Source organism: Bacillus sp. SG20033 (genome assembly GCF_044570195.1).
Classification (GTDB): domain Bacteria; phylum Bacillota; class Bacilli; order Bacillales; family Bacillaceae; genus Bacillus; species Bacillus subtilis.
Genome location: NZ_CP172606.1, coordinates 4,091,784 through 4,114,187, shown reverse-complemented (window position 1 = coordinate 4,114,187; position 22,404 = coordinate 4,091,784). Strand labels below are relative to the sequence as shown.

20 protein-coding genes and 1 pseudogene are annotated in these 22,404 nt (G+C 40.5%); 20 read left to right on the top strand and 1 reads right to left on the bottom strand.

Annotated elements, in window-relative coordinates; all coding sequences use genetic code 11:
• The first annotated feature begins 54 nt into the window (after nt 1-54).
• The 15 genes and pseudogenes from ACFVP7_RS21595 (at nt 55) to ACFVP7_RS21525 (ending at nt 10,892) form a co-directional block, all read left to right on the top strand.
• Nucleotides 55-420 (top strand): DUF5082 family protein, encoded by a 366-nt coding sequence (locus ACFVP7_RS21595; protein ID WP_009968400.1) that lies wholly within the window; start codon nt 55-57, stop codon nt 418-420.
• Nucleotides 421-431: 11 nt separating this feature from the next.
• On the top strand, nt 432-701 hold the full coding sequence (locus ACFVP7_RS21590; protein ID WP_003218942.1) for a YwqI/YxiC family protein: 270 nt from the start codon (nt 432-434) through the stop codon (nt 699-701).
• Nucleotides 702-720: 19 nt separating this feature from the next.
• Nucleotides 721-2,451, top strand: a complete 1,731-nt coding sequence (locus ACFVP7_RS21585; protein WP_338731644.1) for a T7SS effector LXG polymorphic toxin — start codon at nt 721-723, stop codon at nt 2,449-2,451.
• 25 nt (nt 2,452-2,476) lie between these two features.
• Nucleotides 2,477-2,890 (top strand): hypothetical protein, encoded by a 414-nt coding sequence (locus ACFVP7_RS21580; RefSeq protein ID WP_015483915.1) that lies wholly within the window; start codon nt 2,477-2,479, stop codon nt 2,888-2,890.
• 162 nt (nt 2,891-3,052) lie between these two features.
• Nucleotides 3,053-3,343 carry a DUF2247 family protein gene (locus ACFVP7_RS21575; protein ID WP_224588581.1) on the top strand — a complete coding sequence of 97 codons (291 nt, stop codon included), beginning with the start codon at nt 3,053-3,055 and terminating at the stop codon, nt 3,341-3,343.
• 272 nt (nt 3,344-3,615) lie between these two features.
• A complete protein-coding gene (locus tag ACFVP7_RS21570; protein WP_131228264.1) occupies nt 3,616-4,065 on the top strand; it encodes a hypothetical protein in 450 nt (149 codons plus the stop codon).
• A 10-nt stretch (nt 4,066-4,075) separates the two neighbouring features.
• On the top strand, nt 4,076-4,321 hold the full coding sequence (locus ACFVP7_RS21565; RefSeq protein WP_015483913.1) for a hypothetical protein: 246 nt from the start codon (nt 4,076-4,078) through the stop codon (nt 4,319-4,321).
• An 82-nt stretch (nt 4,322-4,403) separates the two neighbouring features.
• Nucleotides 4,404-4,789: pseudogene (locus ACFVP7_RS21560) on the top strand (hypothetical protein).
• A gap of 153 nt (nt 4,790-4,942) precedes the next feature.
• Nucleotides 4,943-5,206, top strand: a complete 264-nt coding sequence (locus ACFVP7_RS21555; protein WP_014665973.1) for a hypothetical protein — start codon at nt 4,943-4,945, stop codon at nt 5,204-5,206.
• A gap of 39 nt (nt 5,207-5,245) precedes the next feature.
• The gene (locus ACFVP7_RS21550; protein WP_338731637.1) at nt 5,246-5,821 is read left to right on the top strand and encodes a hypothetical protein; all 576 of its coding nucleotides are present in this window, start codon (nt 5,246-5,248) and stop codon (nt 5,819-5,821) included.
• 99 nt (nt 5,822-5,920) lie between these two features.
• The gene (locus ACFVP7_RS21545) at nt 5,921-6,238 is read left to right on the top strand and encodes a hypothetical protein (protein ID WP_276354381.1); all 318 of its coding nucleotides are present in this window, start codon (nt 5,921-5,923) and stop codon (nt 6,236-6,238) included.
• A gap of 133 nt (nt 6,239-6,371) precedes the next feature.
• Nucleotides 6,372-6,785, top strand: a complete 414-nt coding sequence (locus tag ACFVP7_RS21540; RefSeq protein WP_336804794.1) for a DUF2247 family protein — start codon at nt 6,372-6,374, stop codon at nt 6,783-6,785.
• Between the two features lie 297 nt (nt 6,786-7,082).
• Nucleotides 7,083-8,912: a PTS beta-glucoside transporter subunit IIABC gene (bglP, locus tag ACFVP7_RS21535; RefSeq protein ID WP_338731633.1), complete on the top strand. Its 1,830-nt coding sequence runs from the start codon at nt 7,083-7,085 to the stop codon at nt 8,910-8,912.
• A 21-nt stretch (nt 8,913-8,933) separates the two neighbouring features.
• The gene (gene bglH, locus ACFVP7_RS21530; protein ID WP_187953906.1) at nt 8,934-10,343 is read left to right on the top strand and encodes an aryl-phospho-beta-d-glucosidase; all 1,410 of its coding nucleotides are present in this window, start codon (nt 8,934-8,936) and stop codon (nt 10,341-10,343) included.
• Nucleotides 10,344-10,445: 102 nt separating this feature from the next.
• Nucleotides 10,446-10,892, top strand: coding sequence for a universal stress protein (locus tag ACFVP7_RS21525; RefSeq protein ID WP_003227162.1), 447 nt, complete (start codon nt 10,446-10,448; stop codon nt 10,890-10,892).
• 32 nt (nt 10,893-10,924) lie between these two features.
• On the opposite strand, the gene ACFVP7_RS21520 is transcribed toward ACFVP7_RS21525, so the two are convergent.
• On the bottom strand, nt 10,925-11,656 hold the full coding sequence (locus ACFVP7_RS21520) for a 2OG-Fe dioxygenase family protein (protein WP_338731629.1): 732 nt from the start codon (nt 11,654-11,656) through the stop codon (nt 10,925-10,927).
• Nucleotides 11,657-11,822: 166 nt separating this feature from the next.
• On the opposite strand from ACFVP7_RS21520, the gene ACFVP7_RS21515 reads away from it, so the two are divergent.
• The 5 genes from ACFVP7_RS21515 to ACFVP7_RS21495 all read left to right on the top strand — a co-directional run bounded on the left by ACFVP7_RS21515 (nt 11,823) and on the right by ACFVP7_RS21495 (nt 22,286).
• Complete coding sequence (locus tag ACFVP7_RS21515) at nt 11,823-12,566, top strand: SDR family oxidoreductase (RefSeq protein WP_338731627.1); 744 nt, start codon at nt 11,823-11,825, stop codon at nt 12,564-12,566.
• 66 nt (nt 12,567-12,632) lie between these two features.
• Nucleotides 12,633-13,568 carry a DMT family transporter gene (locus ACFVP7_RS21510; RefSeq protein ID WP_338734178.1) on the top strand — a complete coding sequence of 312 codons (936 nt, stop codon included), beginning with the start codon at nt 12,633-12,635 and terminating at the stop codon, nt 13,566-13,568.
• Nucleotides 13,569-13,729: 161 nt separating this feature from the next.
• Entirely contained in the window at nt 13,730-20,758 is a 7,029-nt protein-coding gene (gene wapA, locus ACFVP7_RS21505; protein ID WP_396582870.1) for a tRNA nuclease WapA, read from the top strand.
• 5 nt (nt 20,759-20,763) lie between these two features.
• Nucleotides 20,764-21,453: a DUF7003 family protein gene (locus ACFVP7_RS21500; RefSeq protein WP_338731625.1), complete on the top strand. Its 690-nt coding sequence runs from the start codon at nt 20,764-20,766 to the stop codon at nt 21,451-21,453.
• Between the two features lie 158 nt (nt 21,454-21,611).
• Nucleotides 21,612-22,286 (top strand): DUF7003 family protein, encoded by a 675-nt coding sequence (locus ACFVP7_RS21495; protein WP_033881892.1) that lies wholly within the window; start codon nt 21,612-21,614, stop codon nt 22,284-22,286.
• The last annotated feature ends 118 nt before the right edge of the window (nt 22,287-22,404 follow it).

Below are 22,404 nucleotides of genomic sequence, written 5' to 3'. Positions count from 1 at the left end.
AGTCTGTATTGTAAAGAATTTACACAGTTTGATAGAAACACGAGGTGTTGCGGCATGCATAGTGAAATGTTGTTACATTCGGTAAAAGCCGACTTACATGAAAAGCAGGAACAGATCCATCAATTAAAACGAGTGCTGCACGAAATTAGGCAAATCAAACACGATTTCTCTGAGGCCCAGCATCTCATTCACCGGCCTCATCTTAACCGGGAGGCATGGAGAGGAACACATGCTGAGCGGTTTGAAGATATTCGTGAAGGAATGAACAAAGCATATCAGCAAATCAAAAGCGATCAAGTCAGCGGAATCATCGAAAGCATAGAAGGAAAAATCCACTCATTAGAGGGCGATGTGTATTCTATAAGACGCCAAATCACGAGGATAGAGCATGAAATAGAGAAGGAAAAACATAAAAAGTGAGGTGAGCACAAATGGCACAGGAAATTAAAATGGTGTATGGCACAGTGAAGCAAGGGCTTTCTCAGCTCAAGAATTCAGCTGAACTCAAGTCCTCCTTGCCCGGCCATCTCTCAGGCAGAAACCATTTGAATGTGGTAAAGTCCATCGAGCAATTAAATAAGGACATCAAAGAGCTCACTGAAGCATATGCGTCTGTTCTGGCCAAGCATATCGCACAAACGGAAAGCGCGGTAAACGCCATGAAGGAAACGGACGAAAACATATCATCTTCCATGAAATAAAGCGCGGGAGGACAAGGGATTGAAAACATTAGATGTCCACGCTCTTCACGAGGGCATTCAGCATACGATTGAGAAACTGGACAAGCAAAAACAACAGCTGGAGAAGCTGGAAAAAAGCGTTGAGCATCTGGCAGGCATGAAGGATGCGCTGAAAGGAAAAGGCGGAGATGCCATCCGGACCTTTTACGAGGAGTGCCACAAGCCTTTTCTCCTTTTCTTTGGCATGTTTATCGACGAATACAAAAAAGTGCTGAAACAAACACAGCATGCGATTGCCTCTGTAGAATCTGACTCCCACGGCATGATCGCAGAGGCTTTTCTCTCACACGATGCGAGACATGGGGTCAAGCATGCACGAGAAGTGACAGAGCAGCTCACTGATGCAGTCAATCGCCAGACATCGACCATAGATCACATCGTCAGCCTGCCGACAGTCAATGATACCTTTTTCCGAATGGAAACAGAACAGGCTGAGCGGCTGATTTCGGACACCCTGAATAAGCTCTTTCAATTTGACGGCCAGCAAACCCAAGCACTAGAAACCGCAAAATCAGATTTTCAAACGATGAAAAAATATATAGACCAGCTCGAAACCATGTATACCGGTCCGAAAATTGAAATCACAGGCTACAAAAGCGGCTCTATCCTGAAATCACAGGAAGAAGAAAACATCAACCAAACCTTCGGCGCGATTAACCCGCAAATGAAGCAGGCGGATGATTCACCGATGGAGATGATACTGAAGAAACTGGAGAAACATAAGCAATCAAACGTTGATTCTGTGATGATGGATGACAAACAACAGAAGATCGAGCGCGAGATTCATGCTGATGACAGTAATTTAACTGTATTACAGAAAGAAGCAGCAGCCCACCCGAAAGTCTATGGAGACATACGGGTGATAAATGATAAAATATATAATCATAAAGGATTAAAAAAGATAGATACGATAGAAGTGATTGACGAACTAACTCGTGATACTGCAAGCATCGACTACGTCGGCGGCAAATATTATGTATATGAAAACGGCCAAATTGTGAGAGAACTCTACGCTGGAGGGAAAAAGAGGCTAGAAGAAGTGTCTTACATTCCAGAGGATAAAGTAGGCGGAGCTAAGCCAATTGATTCGTTTCTTGCCGGAACTCAATATGAATTTATTGAGTGGGTAAGCCCTCAGGGTGCTGTTAAAAAATTGGCGGTCCGAGGCGGGAAGCGTGTTGTCACAGATGTGGCTAAACATGTTGCGGGGAAGGAAAGTAAGGGTGAGGTTAATAAGGTTGCTTCAAAGGGTGCGAGTGAAGGTAAGAAATTGGTATCTTCAAAGACGGTTATTAGCTCAGATATGGAAGCGAAAATATTGGAAGGACAACGTAAAGTTCCAAAAAATATTTTAATAGGTGGACATTCCTCAAGTATAAACAACGCTAATGATAATTTCGCAGTGGAAGTACTATCTACTAATGCAGATGGGACGAAAAGTGTTATGTTTACTAAGCAATTTGTAGATGGTAATATTTCTAAAATTAAAAAGAGTACATTATTTCCGGAATCGTGGAATGATGATCAGATTCTTAAGAGTATTATAGAGGTTGGAAATACACCACCTATATCTACAAGGTTGAGGGATAGATCAACTTGGCATAGAGCATCAAAAAATGGAGTGGAAATAGATGTTATCAAAAATGGTGACGAGGTAACTAGTGGTTACCCAACAGGAAAGGTAAATGCGCCTCGTCCATCAGGTTTTTGAGATGTAAATTGAAAGGTGATAAAAAATGTATAGAGAATTAGATAATCTTTTATCTGCTGAAACAACTGAGGACTCATGGTACGATGATGGTTGTATAATTGCAAGTGATATATTGTCAGACTTTAGAGCAGATGATTGGGGAAAATTAAAAAATGAAGCACTTACTAAACCTTTGGAATGGCAAAAAAAACTGGCATACTGTATGGATAATAACGGAAGTTCACATGAATTTTCAATATTACTATCACTACTTAGTATTGATAATGAAGAGCTATTTGAGGTATGCATAGATTCTCTAAGAAGCTTTGTGACTCCCGAGAGTAAACAAATGATATTGAACGATCCATCCATACTTCAGAGAATAAATGATAAGTTGCCAAAAGCAAGTGCCCCAGTAAAGAAAATACTTGAAGACTTCCTTGAGAAGGTTCATTCTTAATAATTTGTTATAGAATTGTTTATACAACAATGCTTAAAAGTCAATGATAACTTTTTAAAGCTTATTCTCACACAGTGATGTGAAGTGGAATAAGCTTTTCCTATTGCAGGATCAGCTTATAATTTTAAAGACTCAGGTAAAATAACCACAAGGAAGAGATAGATGGTGTATACAGTTGAGATAATCAAGAAAAACGAATTTGAATGTAACTGGATTACATTGTTTATTAGTAGGCAGTTTAAGTTAATTTCTTCACAAGAAGTAACAAATTATGCGGTTAATTATCTAGTGAATAATCCTAATATTAAAGATGAGAATATCTTTGAATTGGCGTGGGAACAAACTGAAGAAAGAGCAGATGCATTATTAGACCACATAGTCTCTAATAGCCGTTCTGAAGTCTTGAATAGAGAGTATCATAAGTGGTTATACACTGTTTTGAAGAATATATAATAATTCTTCTGATGATAGTATGTTTAGCGACATTGAAAACATTGTTTATATGTTTAACACAACTGAACATATGAACAATTTTTTTAGAACTGTATCGCCTGTTTTCTATTATCCTTCTGATTTGAAATATACAGTAAAAGAACTACTGAAAGAATTTTTGGAAACTGAGAGGAAAATAATTTCTAATTAATTATGATTGGGAAATACTCATTATATTGCTTGCGTTACCTCACACCATCTACCGGTGAATAAGAAATAACGGAGATAGTATATTGCTCAGATATAAATATGCAATTGAATATATAGATGATTATGATGAAGTCATTTTGGATTTGGAAAAAGAGAAAATACTTAAAAATGGTTACCTTATTAGTAATTCGTTAGGATCTGATATATTTAGTGATTTCGATAGCATAAAGGAAGAAATTGAACAATTATTAAAAGTATTGTCTGGGGAATTATCAATATTCGAAAGTGGCGGGAATTTAAATTTAATTAGTTCTGATAAACATAAAACAGTGATTGAAGATATTTTCGCAGATGAAGATGAAGGAGATTGTATATGCACAATAGAGACGGTGGAATATACCAAGATCATTTTAATCTGGGCAAAAGAAAGTATTAAGTACAAAAACAAAAGAGGCGTTCTATCAGCAGAAGAAGCTGATGAAAGAATAGGTTGGATAAAAGAAAAGTGGAGTGAATTGAATTTTACTAATTGAGGAATAAACAGTGGCGGTATACATTTTATTACTAAAAGAATATGAAGATAATGAAACTGTGGTTTACAAATTGGGTCCTCATGAAAATACTATGGGCAAAATGAAATTAAATAAAATAATTAGGGAATTTTCAGAGTTAGAAGAAATTAAAGACTTCCCGTCAACATTTTATTTTGATCGAGCTGCACATAGATTAGCAGTTTGTTTAGTAAAAGAAGAGGGTGTATTTCCAGAAAAAACGGCTTTTGAGTCTTAGCAAATAATGAAGCTTTTATTGACAACAATGCCCTTCAAGGTTTTAACGCATTCAATATAATAAAAATCAAATAGGTTCTCCTATGATATATAAAGCACTTATTAAAGGACTTGATCCACATATAGAAGAGGAAGTGATACTCGAAATTGAAGGGGTTGAATTCACAGGTTTTTCATCTGTCTGTCCTTATGAAATTGAAGTGGGGAAAAAATCTCCTGTGTTAGTTGGTTTTACGATTTTGGATGAGTTAGTTATTCGTGAAAGTATAGAAAAAACAAAAGAATTAGAACGGATTGGTTTAGGATATCAATATTATATTAGGGGGGTTTTACAAGAGGATTCAATTGATGCAGGAATCGTTCTTACTGATGAAGATGGTATTTTTCTGAATATCCTTATTTAATTGGGAAAAATGTTGAGATGAAGGTTGACAGGATAAGTATAGAATTTTTAAGGGAGGCTGTTTAAATATAAAAAGTAAAATGATTATAAAAATGGAAACTTAAATTTTTTTATGAGAAGGCTTTGTTCTTGGACATAATCAGAAAAAATTATGAAGGAAACCTTGATTGACACTGCCATAAATAATAGCTGAAGAAATACATAAGGTGATTGTAGAGAGTGAAGAAGATAGATGAGAAATTTTTATTGAGAAAAATAAATGAATCATTATTAATCATTCAGATTGTTTTGCCCCTAGCAGGAATAGTTCTAACTATCACGACAATATGGTTAGCAAATACCAATCAAGTTAACGATATAGAGTTATATGTAATTGCTGGTTTTTCATATGGTGTATTTTTCTTTTTGTTCCCTTTAGGTATTTATATATTTAGGAAAAGAATACTTATAAAAAAATTAAATGATTTAGACGGATATCAATAAGTTTCTAATACGTGAACGTACAGTCTAAGAGCTATTGGGTTGAAAAAATCCATTCAAGAAAGTCATCCGGGAATAGGGTTTGAAACTATTATTAGAAGGTCATTTGAAATTATGTTAAAAACATTAGAATGTAGAGATAAAAAGCCTATGAAAGTAGAATTTGATGTCTATACACCAATTAATATAGAATTTGGAAATTGGGATATATCAGAAGATAAAACGGTATACTGGAGAACCGGAGATTTTAAAAAATCATTAATCGAAATAGGATTTGCACAAAAAACAGGAGAAATTCGTTCTATTACATTAACTCTGTGTGAAAGTGTTTATAAATCTAAAGAATGGAATATTGAAAACATTGAACCAATAAAAGGGGTTCCTGTTCTTAGCGTAGACCGACAACGGAATGAAACGTATATCGATGAAAAAGGAATATTAAACGTATATATAACAGATAAGACAGTTTATATTCAATTTTCAGCTCATGAGATAGAATCTCTTATAGAAAATAATCACGTATTATTTTGTTTGGATTGTGATGACAATATTTGTGGTGTCATTATAAACGATGTAGGAGATAATGAAATCAACATATTAGAACAGGCATTAAAATAATAATAAAGAAAAACCTTGAAGAGTAAACCTTTCAAGGTTTTTGACAATTATCATCTTTTTCTAGCAACAACAAATAAAAAGTTAAGGGGCAGTTTAAAAATGTTCACTACTTACAATGAATATGATTTATTAGAACTATTTGAAAGTGAGCCAATAAGCGTGGTGAGTGATCCCCTTGCAGAAATATTCATGTACTCTATCCAAGATATGAAAGGCTTTAAACTGATTCTGACAATGGATGTATACGCTTTGGAGTGCAATCTAAGTCTCACCTTCAATGAGTTGCTTGTTTTTGAATCTAAGTTTATAAATGTTACTCAATTAAAGAGATGTAATTCTGATCTATTTATATATATTCATAACGAACCAAAGGTAAAGGTTATATTTAAAAAGCAACTTGGAATTATTTTTGTTTAATGACATATATGAAAGCAAGGATGTTAGAAATTGAAAATCGCTTTAAATACTTTCAAAGTACATCATGTAAATGACGATTGGAAAACTCTTTACGTTGGGTTGAAGCAAGGGTGGATAAACAAAAATTGAAGTAATGAATTATGCTGTTGAATATTTGATGAACCATCCCGGTGTACACCAAGAAGAAGTTCTAGAACTGGCTTGGGGAGACAAGGATGATATTGAAGAAGCCATTTTAAATATATTACGAGTTGAAGAAAATAGTTTCTATGCTATTGAAAAAAGAAAATGGAGATATGTTATTCTTCTTGAAGTAAAATCAAACTATAGTGATCATGCAATGGAACTTTTGAGTAAGCTTGCGGAAGTTTATGCAGATATGAATTACCCTGAAGATATGGCGGGTTTTATTCATTATCATCCTTTTAATAACGGATGTAACTCGCATTTACATTCCTATGAAAAAAATATAAATAGATTATGCAATTTGTTTCAAGATTTTTTAGTAAGGAAAAAACAAAATATACAAAATGGCTTACCGTTATAAAAAATAGTCCTTATTGAGCAATCACCTTAGTCAACACCAAAAAATGAAAGCGTTGACATCCCGCGAATCTAGTGCTAAAGTATACCTACAAACAAATAAAACGACCCGTCAGGATTGTTACTGCGATAGCAGGCAAAACCTAAATGGTGCAGGTGCAGGAGGAGACTCTCGCAATCTGTGTCATTTAGGTTTTTTTTATTCTCTTTTAGGAGGTGATGCAGCATTTGATACAAAAAAAGCTGGTGAAAGGCGGCCACCTTTCTTCCAGCAGTCCCCCCATAAAAAGGAGGTATACACATGGATTATGATAAATTATCGAAAGACATATTACAACTTGTAGGCGGTGAAGACAACGTTCAGCGCGTGATCCACTGCATGACGAGGCTGCGTTTTAATCTTCATGACAACGCGAAGGCGGATCGCAGTCAGCTGGAGCAGCTGCCTGGAGTGATGGGCACCAATATCAGCGGCGAGCAGTTTCAAATCATTATCGGAAACGATGTGCCGAAGGTGTATCAGGCGATTGTGCGGCACAGCAATCTCAGTGATGAAAAGAGCGCTGGTTCATCCTCTCAGAAAAAGAATGTGCTGAGTGCGGTCTTTGATGTGATTTCTGGTGTGTTTACCCCGATTCTGCCTGCGATTGCGGGAGCGGGGATGATCAAAGGGCTTGTTGCGCTGGCAGTTACGTTTGGCTGGATGGCGGAGAAGAGCCAGGTTCATGTCATTTTAACGGCTGTCGGTGACGGCGCGTTCTACTTCCTGCCGCTCCTGCTAGCGATGAGTGCGGCGAGAAAATTCGGAAGCAATCCGTACGTAGCGGCTGCCATTGCGGCGGCGATCCTGCATCCGGATTTGACAGCCCTGCTCGGTGCGGGGAAACCGATTTCCTTTATTGGGCTTCCTGTAACCGCTGCCACTTATTCGTCAACGGTCATCCCGATTTTGCTGGCGATTTGGATTGCTTCGTACGTAGAAAAATGGATTGACCGTTTTACACACGCATCTCTCAAATTGATTGTGGTTCCGACATTCACGCTATTGATTGTCGTGCCGCTGACATTGATTACAGTCGGACCGCTTGGCGCTATTTTAGGAGAATACTTGTCTTCTGGGGTCAATTATTTGTTTGATCATGCAGGGCTTGTGGCGATGATTTTGCTGGCTGGTACATTCTCTTTAATCATTATGACGGGCATGCACTATGCCTTTGTGCCGATCATGATCAACAATATCGCTCAAAACGGCCACGATTATTTACTGCCGGCTATGTTTTTGGCGAATATGGGGCAGGCGGGAGCATCATTTGCCGTCTTCCTTCGCTCCAGAAACAAAAAATTTAAATCACTTGCGCTTACCACAAGCATCACGGCGCTGATGGGGATTACAGAACCTGCGATGTACGGCGTGAATATGCGATTGAAAAAGCCGTTTGCGGCCGCTTTGATTGGCGGTGCAGCCGGTGGCGCGTTTTACGGCATGACGGGTGTTGCTTCCTATATCGTCGGGGGGAATGCAGGTCTCCCGAGCATCCCTGTCTTTATCGGCCCAACGTTTATTTACGCGATGATCGGCCTTATGATTGCGTTTGCGGCGGGAACAGCAGCTGCGTATTTGCTTGGATTCGAGGATGTGCCTTCTGACGGCAGCCAGCAGCCGGCAGTGCATGAGGGCAGCAGAGAGATCATTCACAGCCCGATTAAGGGAGAAGTGAAAGCCTTAAGTGAAGTCAAAGATGGAGTGTTTTCTGCCGGGATCATGGGAAAAGGATTTGCCATTGAGCCTGAAGAAGGAGAAGTTGTGTCGCCTGTTCGTGGAAGCGTTACCACCGTTTTTAAAACAAAACACGCAATTGGCATTACGAGTGATCAGGGAGCTGAAATACTCATACACATTGGATTGGACACGGTAAAGCTGGAGGGACAATGGTTCACGGCTCACGTCAAAGAAGGCGACAAGGTCGCACCGGGAGATCCGCTCGTGTCCTTTGATCTGGAGCAAATCAAAGCCGCGGGATATGACGTCATTACCCCGGTGATTGTGACCAACACAGACCAATATTCGTTTTCGCCGGTGAAAGAGATCGGTAAAGTGCAGCCAAAAGAAGCGCTGCTTGCTTTATCTTAAAAAACTGATGGGGTGATCAATATGAGTTCAAATGCAAAACGATTTCCAGAAGGATTTTTATGGGGCGGCGCAGTTGCTGCCAACCAAGTGGAGGGTGCTTATAACGAGGGTGGTAAGGGGCTTTCGACAGCTGACGTATCGCCGAACGGGATCATGTCTCCATTTGATGAATCAATGACTTCCTTGAATCTGTATCACAACGGGATTGACTTTTATCATCGTTATAAAGAGGATATCGCCTTATTTGCAGAAATGGGATTTAAGGCGTTCCGCACATCGATTGCGTGGACGAGAATTTTTCCGAATGGCGATGAAGAGGAGCCCAATGAAGACGGTCTCAGATTTTATGATGATCTGTTTGATGAGCTGTTAAAGCATCATATTGAGCCTGTCGTAACCATCTCTCATTATGAAATGCCGCTCGGTTTAGTGAAAAATTATGGCGGCTGGAAGAATCGCAAAGTCATAGAGTTTTATGAACGCTATGCCAAAACGGTTTTTAAACGCTATCAACACAAAGTGAAGTATTGGATGACGTTCAATGAAATTAACGTGGTGCTCCATGCGCCATTTACCGGGGGCGGTCTTGTTTTTGAAGAAGGAGAAAACAAATTAAACGCGATGTACCAGGCGGCACACCACCAATTTGTGGCCAGTGCTCTTGCTGTCAAAGCGGGTCACGACATCATTCCTGATTCGAAAATCGGCTGTATGATAGCGGCAACGACAACCTATCCGATGACTTCTAAGCCGGAGGATGTTTTCGCGGCAATGGAGAATGAGCGCAAAACACTTTTCTTCTCAGATGTTCAGGCAAGAGGCGCATACCCGGGATATATGAAACGCTATCTGGCAGAAAACAATATTGAAATTGAAATGGCTGAAGGCGATGAAGAGCTCATGAAAGAACATACTGTGGATTATATTGGATTCAGCTACTACATGTCGATGGCGGCGAGCACAGATCCGGAAGAGCTTGCAAAATCAGGGGGCAACCTGCTGGGCGGAGTCAAAAACCCTTACCTCAAATCATCAGAATGGGGCTGGCAAATTGATCCAAAAGGCTTGCGCATCACGCTCAACACCTTATACGACCGTTATCAGAAGCCGCTGTTCATCGTTGAAAACGGCCTTGGCGCTGTAGACAAGGTTGAAGAGGACGGCACGATTCAGGACGATTACAGAATCAACTATCTGCGTGATCATTTAATTGAAGCGCGCGAAGCCATTGCGGACGGCGTTGAATTAATCGGATACACATCATGGGGGCCAATTGACCTTGTCAGCGCATCTACTGCGGAAATGAAAAAACGCTACGGTTTCATTTATGTGGACAGGGACAATGAAGGAAATGGAACATTTAACCGCATCAAGAAAAAAAGCTTCAACTGGTATCAGCAGGTTATCGCCACAAACGGAGAGAGTCTCTGACATATTTTTGAAAACTCATGCGCTTCAATTGACAATAATGAAATGCAGGCGGACAATAAAAGAGAAAGATGAACCACCCACAGTCCGAAAGGCGGGAAGAGCATGTTTAACAAAATGTTAGTAGCGATTGACGGATCAGACATGAGTGCAAAAGCGCTTGATGCCGCAGTGCATTTGGCAAAAGAGCAGCAAGCGGAACTAAGCATTCTTCATGTGGGGAGAGAAGCCGTCGTCACGACTTCTTCTCTGACGGGAATTGTCTATGTGCCTGAACACTTTATTGATGAAATCAGGAACGAGGTTAAAAAAGAGGGCCTGAAAATCCTTGAAAATGCAAAAGAAAAAGCAGCCGAAAAAGGCGTTCAAGCTGAAACCATTTACGCGAATGGCGAGCCGGCGCATGAGATACTAAATCACGCAAAAGAGAAAGGCGTCAGCCTGATTGTAGTTGGCAGCCGGGGGATCAGCGGCCTGAAAGAAATGATGCTTGGAAGCGTCAGCCATAAAGTGTCTCAATTATCAACATGCCCGGTTTTGATTGTTCGATAGATTTGTAAAAAAAGCGCCCTTGGGCGCTTTTTTTATCTGTTAGAAAATGTAACTAATAATATATCTCGATGCGCACCATCTCTATTGGCAGTGCCGACCGGTGTAACTGCATGAAAGACCTTTTGCCCGAGAGCAAGTGTCTCAAGCGGGTCTGTCAGCCGCAGCACTTTATCAATTTGCTTAACAGACGGAGCAATTAAGTTATCTCCTCCGATAGCATCTTCGCTCAGCTGAAATAGATGGACGAAAACAAGCGGTTCATCGTCACGATGCAGCCAAATGGGTGAGCTGTATGAAGGCGCGTCAGGTGTCACTTGATATCTGACTTGGTGAAGCCCGACGATCACTTCTTTCTCCCAATCTACAAAATCGGTTTGGCGGGCCATTTCTACATTTGAATGTATCATGTGCCGCGTTACAGGATGCTGTAGAAACTCATCTGATATTTTTTCAAATTGTCTGACGATACCGCCATCATCATAATTATATTCTTTTGATTGGAAATATCCATTATCCGGATCTAATTCAAGAGTGTCGGAGTGAGGAGCCAAAATGTAGCGGGAATGCGCTCTGTAACGGCCGCCTCCTTTAGGATCAGCTTTCAAAGCATCATATGTAAGCTGTAATTTGCGGACTGCGGCGTCTGTAGTTTTTTGCCGGTAGAAATCTGCTGGGATATACGAATAGCCGTTTTCCTTTAAAAAAGAAGCATATTTAGAAATATCGGATGTCAACTCTTTTTGTACGTTTGAAACTTGAACCATATGAATCTCTCCTTAAAAAGTAGATGATTTTTTTAGTAATTTCCTGTATGATAGAAAATGTGGAAAATAGAGGATGTAGTGCAATGCTAAATTATTTGTAATATATTGTCAAATATAATATTCGGATTATTACAAATTACCAAAATGAAAAAAGGCAGAATGTAAAATGATGAAGAAAAAGAATATAATGGTAACTGGGGCAAATAGCGGAATCGGCTTTGCAGCGGTAAAGCAATTTTTAGCAGAAGGCTTTCGGGTTGTAGGAGTAGATATTCAAACGAATAAAATGTCAGAATTTATAGTAAACAGTGACTTTTACATGGAAAAAGCAGACTTGTCTGATGTTCAGCAGGCGGAATCTTTGATGCCAAAGCTAGAACAAAGCCAATTGATTCCGGACATCTTAATTAATGCAGCAGGGATAAGGGAAATTACCCCTGTTCTTGAATTATCAGCAGAATCATTCAAAAAGGTCATAGACATTAATCTCACGGCAGCCTTTATTCTTTCCCGAGATGTGGCAAGGCTGTGGTCAAAGCTGGGAAAACGAGGCTGTATAATCAACATCGCCTCTGTGTCCGGGCTGATGGCAGAGCCTGCGCGGGCTGCCTATGTGTCTTCCAAGCATGCGATCATCGGACTGACGAAGCAGCTCGCTATGGAGTTCGGATCAAAGGGGATCAGGGTGAATAGTATTTCACCGGGCGTGATCCAAACAGAATTAACGGAAGAGTATTTTCAAGACGATGAAATGGTTCAGCTGATCAAAGATAACCATGCCCTTCATACGTGGGGGCAGCCGAGTGATATCGTTTCCTGTATGAAGTATTTGGCTTCTGATGAGGCGCACTTTATTACAGGTTCAAACTTTGTCATAGACGGCGGCTGGACGGCCGGCAAGAAACTATAAAAAAGGAAAAGCACCTTGCAGTTGGGGTGCTTTTCCCTATACATAATTGGAGGTAGAATACGCTTGATGCAGCAAGATCTCTCAATCACACCAAAACAAAAATCAACAGCCGTAATCAAAATGGTCATCTCTATGGTGATTTTCGGCTCCATCGGCTTTTTCTCAGAGCATACCAATCTGCCGTCATTTGAATTGGTCTTTGTCCGCTGCCTTTGCGCGACGCTGTTTTTAGGCCTTTGCTGGCTGGCGTCCGGCCAGTATAAAACTGAAAAATGGAGCAAGAGAGACGTGCTGCAAACATTGGCGTGCGGTTTCTTTCTTGTATTCAACTGGGTGTTCTTATTTAAGTCTTTTGAAGAAACGTCCGTTACAATTGCCATCTCCGTTTATCATCTAGCGCCGGTGCTTGTTCTTCTTCTGGGGAGCTTCTTCTACAGAGAGAAATTAAATGTGATCTCCGTCAGCTCCATTATCATCTGCTTTCTGGGAACTGCGCTGATTTCCGGGATTAACGGCAGCACTTCATTGACACAGCTGATGGGATCAGGGATCATATGGGCAGTTCTCGCCGCACTGTTTTATGCGTTCACCACTTTATTGGGAAAAGGCATTCACAATCTCAGTCCTTACACGACCACCTTCTTGCAGACGGGTTTAGGGGTTATCATCCTGATTCCGTTTATTCACTTTGACGCTTTTGCTGACCTATCTCAGGGAAACTGGATTATGGTGGTATCTACCGGCATCATCCATACGGGTATTGTATATTTGTTGTTTTTTGACAGTTTGCGATTTTTATCAACGAAATTTATTTCAATCATTGTATTTCTCGACCCCGCTGTCGCGATCGTGCTCGATACCGTCTTCACAGGCTTCCGCCCTGACCTCTATCAAACGCTTGGCATCGTAATGATCTTTGCGGGCATGGCCTTGACGCTTGTCAGGAGGCAGGGGAAGGCGAATGTGACAGCTGAGGGTACGGAGATTGAACAAATACAATAAAAGATGTAAAAAGGCCTATGGGGCCTTTTTTTGTTTTAGGTCAATTGACTCTCGCTAATCCTTAAAATAAGATAAATTTTCTAGAAAAATATTGTAATAATATTTCAGTCTAGTTAAGATTATTGAGCAAATATTACTTTTATTACAAAAGGAGAGAGAAAATGAAAAAAAGAAAGAGGCGAAACTTTAAAAGGTTCATAGCAGCATTTTTAGTGTTGGCTTTAATCATTTCATTAGTGCCAGCCGATGTACTAGCAAAATCCACAGAAGAAGAGAATGGAAATCGTATTGCTGCCGATGATCCAGAAGAAACTCTTCAGAAAGAACAAACTGAGAAAGCTGTACCTTTTGATCCAAAAGATATAAACAAAGAGGGTGAGATCACCTCTGAAAGAACAGAAAATACAAAACTCTATTATGAAGGTGACGGTGTCTATAAACAGGAAGTATACCTTGATCCTATTCATACAAAGGAAACACCTGATGCCGACTGGGAAGACATTTCTCCTGAGTTAAAAGAGTCGACAAGCAAACAAGTCGAGACAGAGAACGCTATTTTGAATTCAGATTTTCAAAAGCAAATGAAGAACGGGCTTTATGCGACTTTTGAGCATAATGACCATAAGGTTACATATTCACTTGTAGAAGCGAAAGGCCTGAATAAAACTTCACTTACTCCGAAAGATACCTCAGCAGATTATAAGACTGACAGTAATGAGATTGTGTATCCGGATGTTTTTCCGAATATTGATCTTCAGACTTTCACATTCAATGAAAACATAAAAGAAGATTTAGTCCTTCATCAGTATGATGGATACAACACATTTACATTTCAGTTAAAAACCGATTTGCAGGCTAAAGAACAAGAGGATGGATCCATTGATTTTTCTGATGAAAAAGGCAAAGTTGTTTTTTCTGTGCCTAAACCTTTTATGACGGATTCAAAACTAGATGAGCTTTCCGGCGAGGTTGAACGGTCAGACAAAGTCAGCTATAAGCTAGAAAAGAATGAAGAAGGGTATTTGCTTCATCTTACGGCAGACGAGAACTGGCTGAAAGACCCAGAACGCGTATATCCAGTATCTATCGACCCGTCAACTTCTTTATCTGTTTCATCGGATACGTTTGTCATGAGTGCCTACCCGACGACGAACTATTCGGCCTCCTCACAAAAATGGGATGCTAATTTAAAGGCCTATGTACTGAAAACGGGCTATTATGACAAAACAACAGGCACAAACTATGCGTTCATGAAATTTAACAACCTAAAGCCAATTCAAAATATGACTGTCACTAAAGCTACATTAAAAACATACGTAGCCCATTCCTATTATGGAACAAAGGCAACCGGTCTTTGGCTGGATACGGTCAACAGCAATTATGATAATGCAAAAGTGACATGGAACACCAAACCGGCATCTAAAAATATCGGAAAAGCCGACGTCCATAAAGGACAGTGGGCGAGTTATGATGTGACCGCTGCTGTAAAGTCATGGAACTCCGGCGGGGCCAACTATGGGTTTAAGCTTCATACAAACGGAAACGGTAAGGAATACTGGAAAAAACTAATTTCTTCAGCGAACTCCGCCAATAAACCGTATATTGAAGTGACGTATACCATACCAAAGGGAAACACCCCTACAATTAAAGCCTATCACAATGGTGATTCCACTGGTTATTTTGATATCAGTTGGAAAAAGGTTGAAGGTGCGAAAGGGTATAAGGTATGGATTTACAATGGTAAAGAATATCAAGCGATCTCTACAGGCAACGTCACGTCGTGGAGCACAAAAGGGAAAAAAATCTGGCCTACGAGCGCAGAAATTGCCTCCAAGCGATATAAACTGCATCTGGACGGCAAGGATGGAGCTGAATTGGCATTAGACCCATCCCCGGTCTATAAGAACTCCGGCGGAAGCTATGCCACAAGCAAAAACTATTGGATTGGCGTCAGTGCGATATTTGACCAAGGTGAAGGAGCGATGTCCGCACCGGCAAAGCCCGTTATCCCTAATGTAGGAAAAGCACAAGCACCGTCAGCAAAGGGCTACAATAATGGGAATGCCACAGGATACTTCGACCTTTCTTGGAAAGCTGTATCCGGTGCAACCGGCTATAAGGTTCAGGTGTTCAATGGGAAAGGCTTTGAGACACTTGATCTCGGAAATCAGACGTCTTGGACCACAAAAGGGAAAAAGATCTGGCCGACAAGTGCAGAAATCAAGGCGGGAAAATATGCTCTTCACCTAAAGGACGGAAGCGGAGCAGAGCTGCCGATCAATCCCGGACCAACCTATAAAAACGCCGGGGGAGATGGAGCCAAAAGAAATTACTCGTTTAAAATTATCGCATACAACAAAGACGGCGAAGCCATTGCATCCCCGGCTGCTAACCCGGCACTTCCTGATATCGCTAGGCCAAAGAATGTAACTGGCTATTTGTATACAAATACAAAATCGAGTCAAACGGGTTATGTGAATTTGATATGGGAAAAGGTTCAAAATGCGAAAGGCTATAAAGTTAACATTTACAACGGTAAGGAATATCAGTCCTTTGATGTGGGTGACGCGGATCATTGGACAACCCAAAATAAAAACATTTGGCCGACTTCTGAGGAAATCAAAGCCGGAAGCTATAAGCTTCATACAGATGGAAAAGGCGGGGAATTAGCCCTCGATCCGTCACCTGTCTATAACAATGCAAATGGAAATTACAAAGGGAAGAAGAATTATTCTTTCACGCTTGTCGCCTATGATGCGAATGGTGAAACAATTCCAACGGCGCCCTTTAACCCAACGTTCCATGAAGGAGCAGAATTCCTTGGGACAGAAGAATACTGGTCTATCATTGATATCCCAAGCGGCCAGTTAAATGGTGCGACAGGCAATGTCATTGTGAATGAAGAAGATTTGTCAATTGACGGACGCGGTCCGGGACTTGGCTTATCGAGAACCTACAACAGTCTTGATAGCTCTGATCATTTATTTGGGCAAGGCTGGTATGCTGATGCAGAAACATCTGTCATCTCAACGGATGGCGGGGCAATGTATATCGATGAAGACGCTACGACACATCGATTCACGAAAAAAGCCGATGGCACCTATCTGCCGCCGACCGGTGTATATCTTGAATTAACAGAAACAGCTGATCAGTTCATATTAAAAACAAAGGATCAAACCAATGCTTATTTCAATAAAAAAGGCGGTAAGCTTCAAAAGGTAGTGGATGGCCACAACAATGCGACCGTCTACACTTACAACGACAAAAATCAACTGATGGCCATTACAGATGCTTCAGGCCGTAAGCTCACATTCACATATGATGAAAATGGCCATGTGACTTCCATCACAGGACCTAAGAATAAGAAAGTCACCTACTCATATGAGAATGATTTGCTGAAGAAGGTTACAGATACAGACGGGACTGTTACAAGCTATGACTATGATGGCGAAGGACGCCTTGTCAAACAATATTCAGCCAACAGTACCGAAGCAAAGCCTGTCTTTACCGAATATCAGTATAGCGGACACCGTCTCGAAAAAGCGATCAACGCTAAAAAAGAAACATATGTCTACAGCTATGATGCTGATAAAAAGACACTTCTCATGACACAGCCAAATGGCCGGAAGGTACAGTATGGCTATAATGAAGCGGGAAATCCGATTCAGGTCATTGATGATGCGGAAGGGCTAAAAATTACAACGAATACAAAATATGAAGGCAACAATGTCGTAGAAGATGTCGATCCAAACGACGTGGGCACCGGAAAAGCAACGGAAAGCTATCAATATGACAAAGATGGCAACGTTACGTCGGTTAAAGACGCATATGGAACTGAGACATACGAATATAACAAAAACAACGATGTCACAAAAATGAAGGATACCGAGGGCAATGTCACGGATATTGCTTATGACGGACTGGATGCTGTATCCGAAACCGATCAGAGCGGAAAATCATCGTCAGCAGCCGTTTATGATAAATACGGAAATCAGATTCAATCCAGCAAAGATTTATCAGCTTCAACTAATATTTTGAAAGATGGAAGCTTTGAAGCACAAAAATCCGGCTGGAATCTGACTGCCTCTAAAGACAGCGGCAAAATCTCAATTATCACCGATAAAAGCGGAGTTCTTTCCGGATCAAAGGCATTGGAAATCTTGAGTCAATCAACGTCTGCCGGAACCGATCACGGGTTTTCGTCAGCGACACAAACAGTTGAACTGGAGCCGAATACAACCTATACATTAAGCGGGAAAATCAAAACAGATCTAGCAAAAACAAGAGCCTACTTTAACATTGATTTGCGAGACAAAGATCAAAAACGAATTCAATGGATTCACAATGAATACAGTGCATTAGCCGGAAAAAATGACTGGACAAAACGGCAAATCACTTTTACGACTCCAGCAAATGCAGGAAAAGCCGTTGTGTATATGGAAGTCGATCATAATGATAAAGATGGCAAAGGAAAAGCATGGTTCGATGAAGTCCAGCTGGAAAAAGGCGAAGTATCGTCAAGCTATAACCCAGTTCAAAACAGCAGCTTCACATCAGCGACGGAAAACTGGAATGTAAGCGGAGCATCCGTTGATTCTGAAGAAGGCTTTAATGATGATGTATCATTAAAAGCTGCCCGGACCAGTGCGTCCCAAGCCGGATCAGTAACAAAACAAACCGTTGTCTTAGGGCAAAGCGCAAATGACAAACCGGTTTATCTCACACTGACAGGAATGTCGAAAGCAAGCAGCGTCAAATTTACAGATGAAAAAGACTATTCTCTGCAGGCGAATGTCACTTACGCTGACGGCAGCACAGGCGTCTACAATGCGAAATTCCCTTCTGGAACACAGGAATGGAACCGGGCAGCTGTCGTCATCCCTAAAACAAAGCCGATCAATAAAGTAGATATTAGTATTCTGTTCCAAAAGAGTGCGACAGGCACAGTCTGGTTTGATGATATCCGTTTGATTGAAGGAAGCCTTCTGACTAAAAGCACGTATGACAGTAATGGCAACTATGTGACCAAGGAAGAGGACGAACTAGGTTACGCCACTTCAACTGATTACGATGAAACTGGTAAGAAAACAGCTGAAACGGATGCAAAAGGTGAAAAAACAACCTATACGTATGATCAGGCAGACCAACTGACAAACATGACGCTCTCTAACGGCACGTCTATCCTTCACAGCTATGATAAGGAAGGCAATGAGGTAAGCAAAACCATCCGGGCGGGAGCAGATCAAACCTATAAATACGAATATGATGTGATGGGCAAGCTTGTCAAAACAACTGACCCTCTGGGCAATGTGCTAGCAAGCGAATATGATGCCAACAGCAACCTGACCAAAACCATTTCACCAAATGGCAACGAAGTGTCTCTTTCTTATGATGGAACAGACCGGGTGAAATCAAAGTCGTATAACGGTACAGAAAAGTACAATTTCACGTATGACAAAAATGGAAATGAAACGTCGGTCGTTAATAAAGAGCAGAACACCACAAAGAAACGGACATTTGACAACAAAAACCGTTTAACCGAATTGACTGACCGCGGCGGCAGCCAAACTTGGACATACCCTAGTGACTCCGATAAGCTGAAAACCTTCTCGTGGACTCATGGGGACCAAAAAGGAACGAATCAATTTACGTATAACAAGCTGGACCAAATGATTGAGATGAAAGACAGTACATCTTCATATTCATTTGATTATGATGAAAATGGAAACGTCCAAACCTTTATTACGGGCAACGGCGGCGGAACAAGTTTTTCATATGACGAAAGAAACCTTGTAAGCTCGCTGCATATCGGTGACAAAAACGGCGGAAGCATTCTGACGGAAAGCTATGAATATGATGCCAACGGCAATCGCACAACGATAAACAGCTCAGCAAGCGGCAAGGTGAAATATGAGTATGGGAAGCTGAATCAGCTTGTCAAAGAAACCCATGAAGACGGTACTGTCATTGAATACACATATGATGGATTCGGGAACCGGAAAACCGTTACAACTGTAAAAGACGGCTCAAGCAAAACGGTGAACGCTTCCTTCAACATCATGAACCAGCTGACAAAAGTCAATGATGAAAGCATCTCTTACGATAAAAACGGCAACCGCACATCCGACGGCAAATTCACATATACGTGGGATGCAGAAGATAACCTGACCGCCGTTACCAAAAAAGGCGAAGACAAGCCATTCGCAACATATAAGTATGACGAAAAAGGAAACAGAATCCAAAAAACCGTCAACGGAAAAGTCACGAACTACTTCTACGACGGAGACAGCTTGAACGTCTTGTATGAAACAGACGCGGACAACAACGTCACAAAATCATACACGTACGGGGACAGCGGCCAGCTGTTATCCTACACAGAAAATGGCAAGAAATATTTCTATCACTACAACGCACACGGCGACGTCATCGCGATCTCAGACAGCACCGGAAAAACGGTTGCCAAATATCAGTACGACGCATGGGGAAATCCAACAAAAACCGAAGCAAGCGATGAAGTAAAAGACAACCGCTACCGCTACGCAGGCTACCAATACGACGAAGAAACCGGCCTGTACTACCTCATGGCCCGCTACTACGAGCCAAGAAACGGCGTGTTCCTCTCACTTGACCCAGACCCGGGCAGCGATGGCGACTCATTGGATCAGAATGGGTATGCTTATGGAAATAATAACCCTGTGATGAATGTTGACCCTGATGGGCATTGGGTTTGGCTTGTGGTAAATGCTGGATTTGCAGCCTATGATGGGTACAAGGCATATAAATCAGGTAAAGGGTGGAAAAGTGTTGCTTGGGCAGCTGCTTCTAACTTTGGCCCTGGAAAAGTGCTGAAAGGCGCCAAGAAGGTTTTAGGTGTTGCGAAGGGAGCTAAGAAGTATTTAAAACCAGGTAAATATGCCAAAAGGTCAATACCTGCAAGAAGTACAAGTAGCAGGTTGAATAAAAAGGAAAGAAGAGTATTAAACAAGATTGGGAATAAATATGGCTGTCACACTTGTGGTAGAAGGCATCCTGGAACTAAAAGTGGAAATTGGATTGCGGATCACCAACCAGTATCAAAATTAAGGAAGAAAGGCCAGCGTCAAAGGCTATATCCTCACTGTCAAACTTGTTCGCGGAAACAGGGAGGATATACGAGTTCTATTTTGAGAAAAAGACATCAACGGAGGTGAGGAAATTGGGAAAAAAAGAAGCGATTCTAGCATTACTTAACGATTCATTCAGAAAGGAAGAGTTCCCTCTTATTTGTAATTCGAATTTTGATTTTGCCAAAGGAAAACTTTCGGTATTTGTTGATGGAGATAACTGGCTTTTAACGATCCAGCTGTTTGGATTGTCGAAATTGGGTCCAGCCATTGATTTTTATACGTTTGGAAATCAGTTAATAAATAATGCAGCAAATTATTTAGTGGATGAACCGTTTTGTTTTGTAGATAAATTAGGAGATCAACTAGAGTTGGAAGATGTAGAACCAGGTTTTACAAGGAAACAAATCAATGTGTTCCTTAGAGGGAGAACATTTAAATTTTTCATTGAGCAAGAAATACTAGCAAAGATTACATCAGAGAATGAATGGATTACATGTTTAAGGCAAATGATTAAAAATCGTTTATTCCTCGACACACTCTGGTTGACAAAACAAGAACAACTACAATTGGCAGGTCTCTCCTGCGATTATGACCAACTGTATTCAACTGAATCTTGGATGCATCCTGAAACAGAAAAGGATTTTCCTAGCCTTTCTCCTTTCTTTCAAGCTATTGCTCAAGCAATTTTTCGTAAAGATGCTGCATATATCCAGAAACTTGAGAAAGGTAACACTGATTGGTCAACATGGACATATTCAGATTCTGTTCAGTATTATTAAAGATGATACGGATATACAGCCTATGGCTGTGTATCCATAATATTTTATCATATGATGATCATACACGATATAAAAAGGATATATTTTCCTGAAAAGGTCGAAATCATTATTTAGTTTGCAAGTATAAAGATAAAAACAGTAAAAAAGGAGAATAAACATTGATTAAAAAAACAGAAATTCTTAGTCTATTAGATGACGAATTCAGTGAGTTAAATCGACCTCTTTTTGAATGGCGCGAATCTAATTATATTGGAAGTAAATGTACCTTAGTACGATTAAATAAAGAACACTGGTTACTGGCAATCCAATGCTTCCAAATAGATAATGAAGGACCCTTTCTGTCTGTTCATGCTTATAGTAACTGTTTTTCAGAGAACTATAAATTGATCATAATTAATGACATCGTTTTAAAGACCAAAGAAGATGAGGAAGTAACATATAGTGAAAGTAACTTTAATCAATTAAGCGAAGCAGTGAAAATAAAAATTGCAGATTCCCTTTACTGCATAAATATTCACCAAAGAAATGAATTCCAAAAGAAGACCAAAGAAAAGGCATGGAAAACATATTTTAGAAATTTGTTTGAGGATGCCAATTTTAGAGACGCACTCTGGATTAAACCAAAAAAACTTAAGAGTGAACTAGGTTTAAAAGGTGATGATGAAGGTGTATACGAAACAGAGAACTGGGAATATCCTGATTATTTAACAGATCCAAGTGAATTAATTTCATTTCAATCTTTTGCTCAATACCTTGAAAGCGGAATAGGTCCAGTTAATGTAGGAGTTCCTAATAACCATTGGAAAGAATGGGAGGATTACGATATCGAATGAATTTGGGGAAACGTCAATAAATATTGTGATAAAGTCCGTGACTTCTTATGGGTTTCTCTCACCTTCAGCTTATATGGAGAGCAATCAGCATTCCACCAATGCGGTCAGAACTTAACTG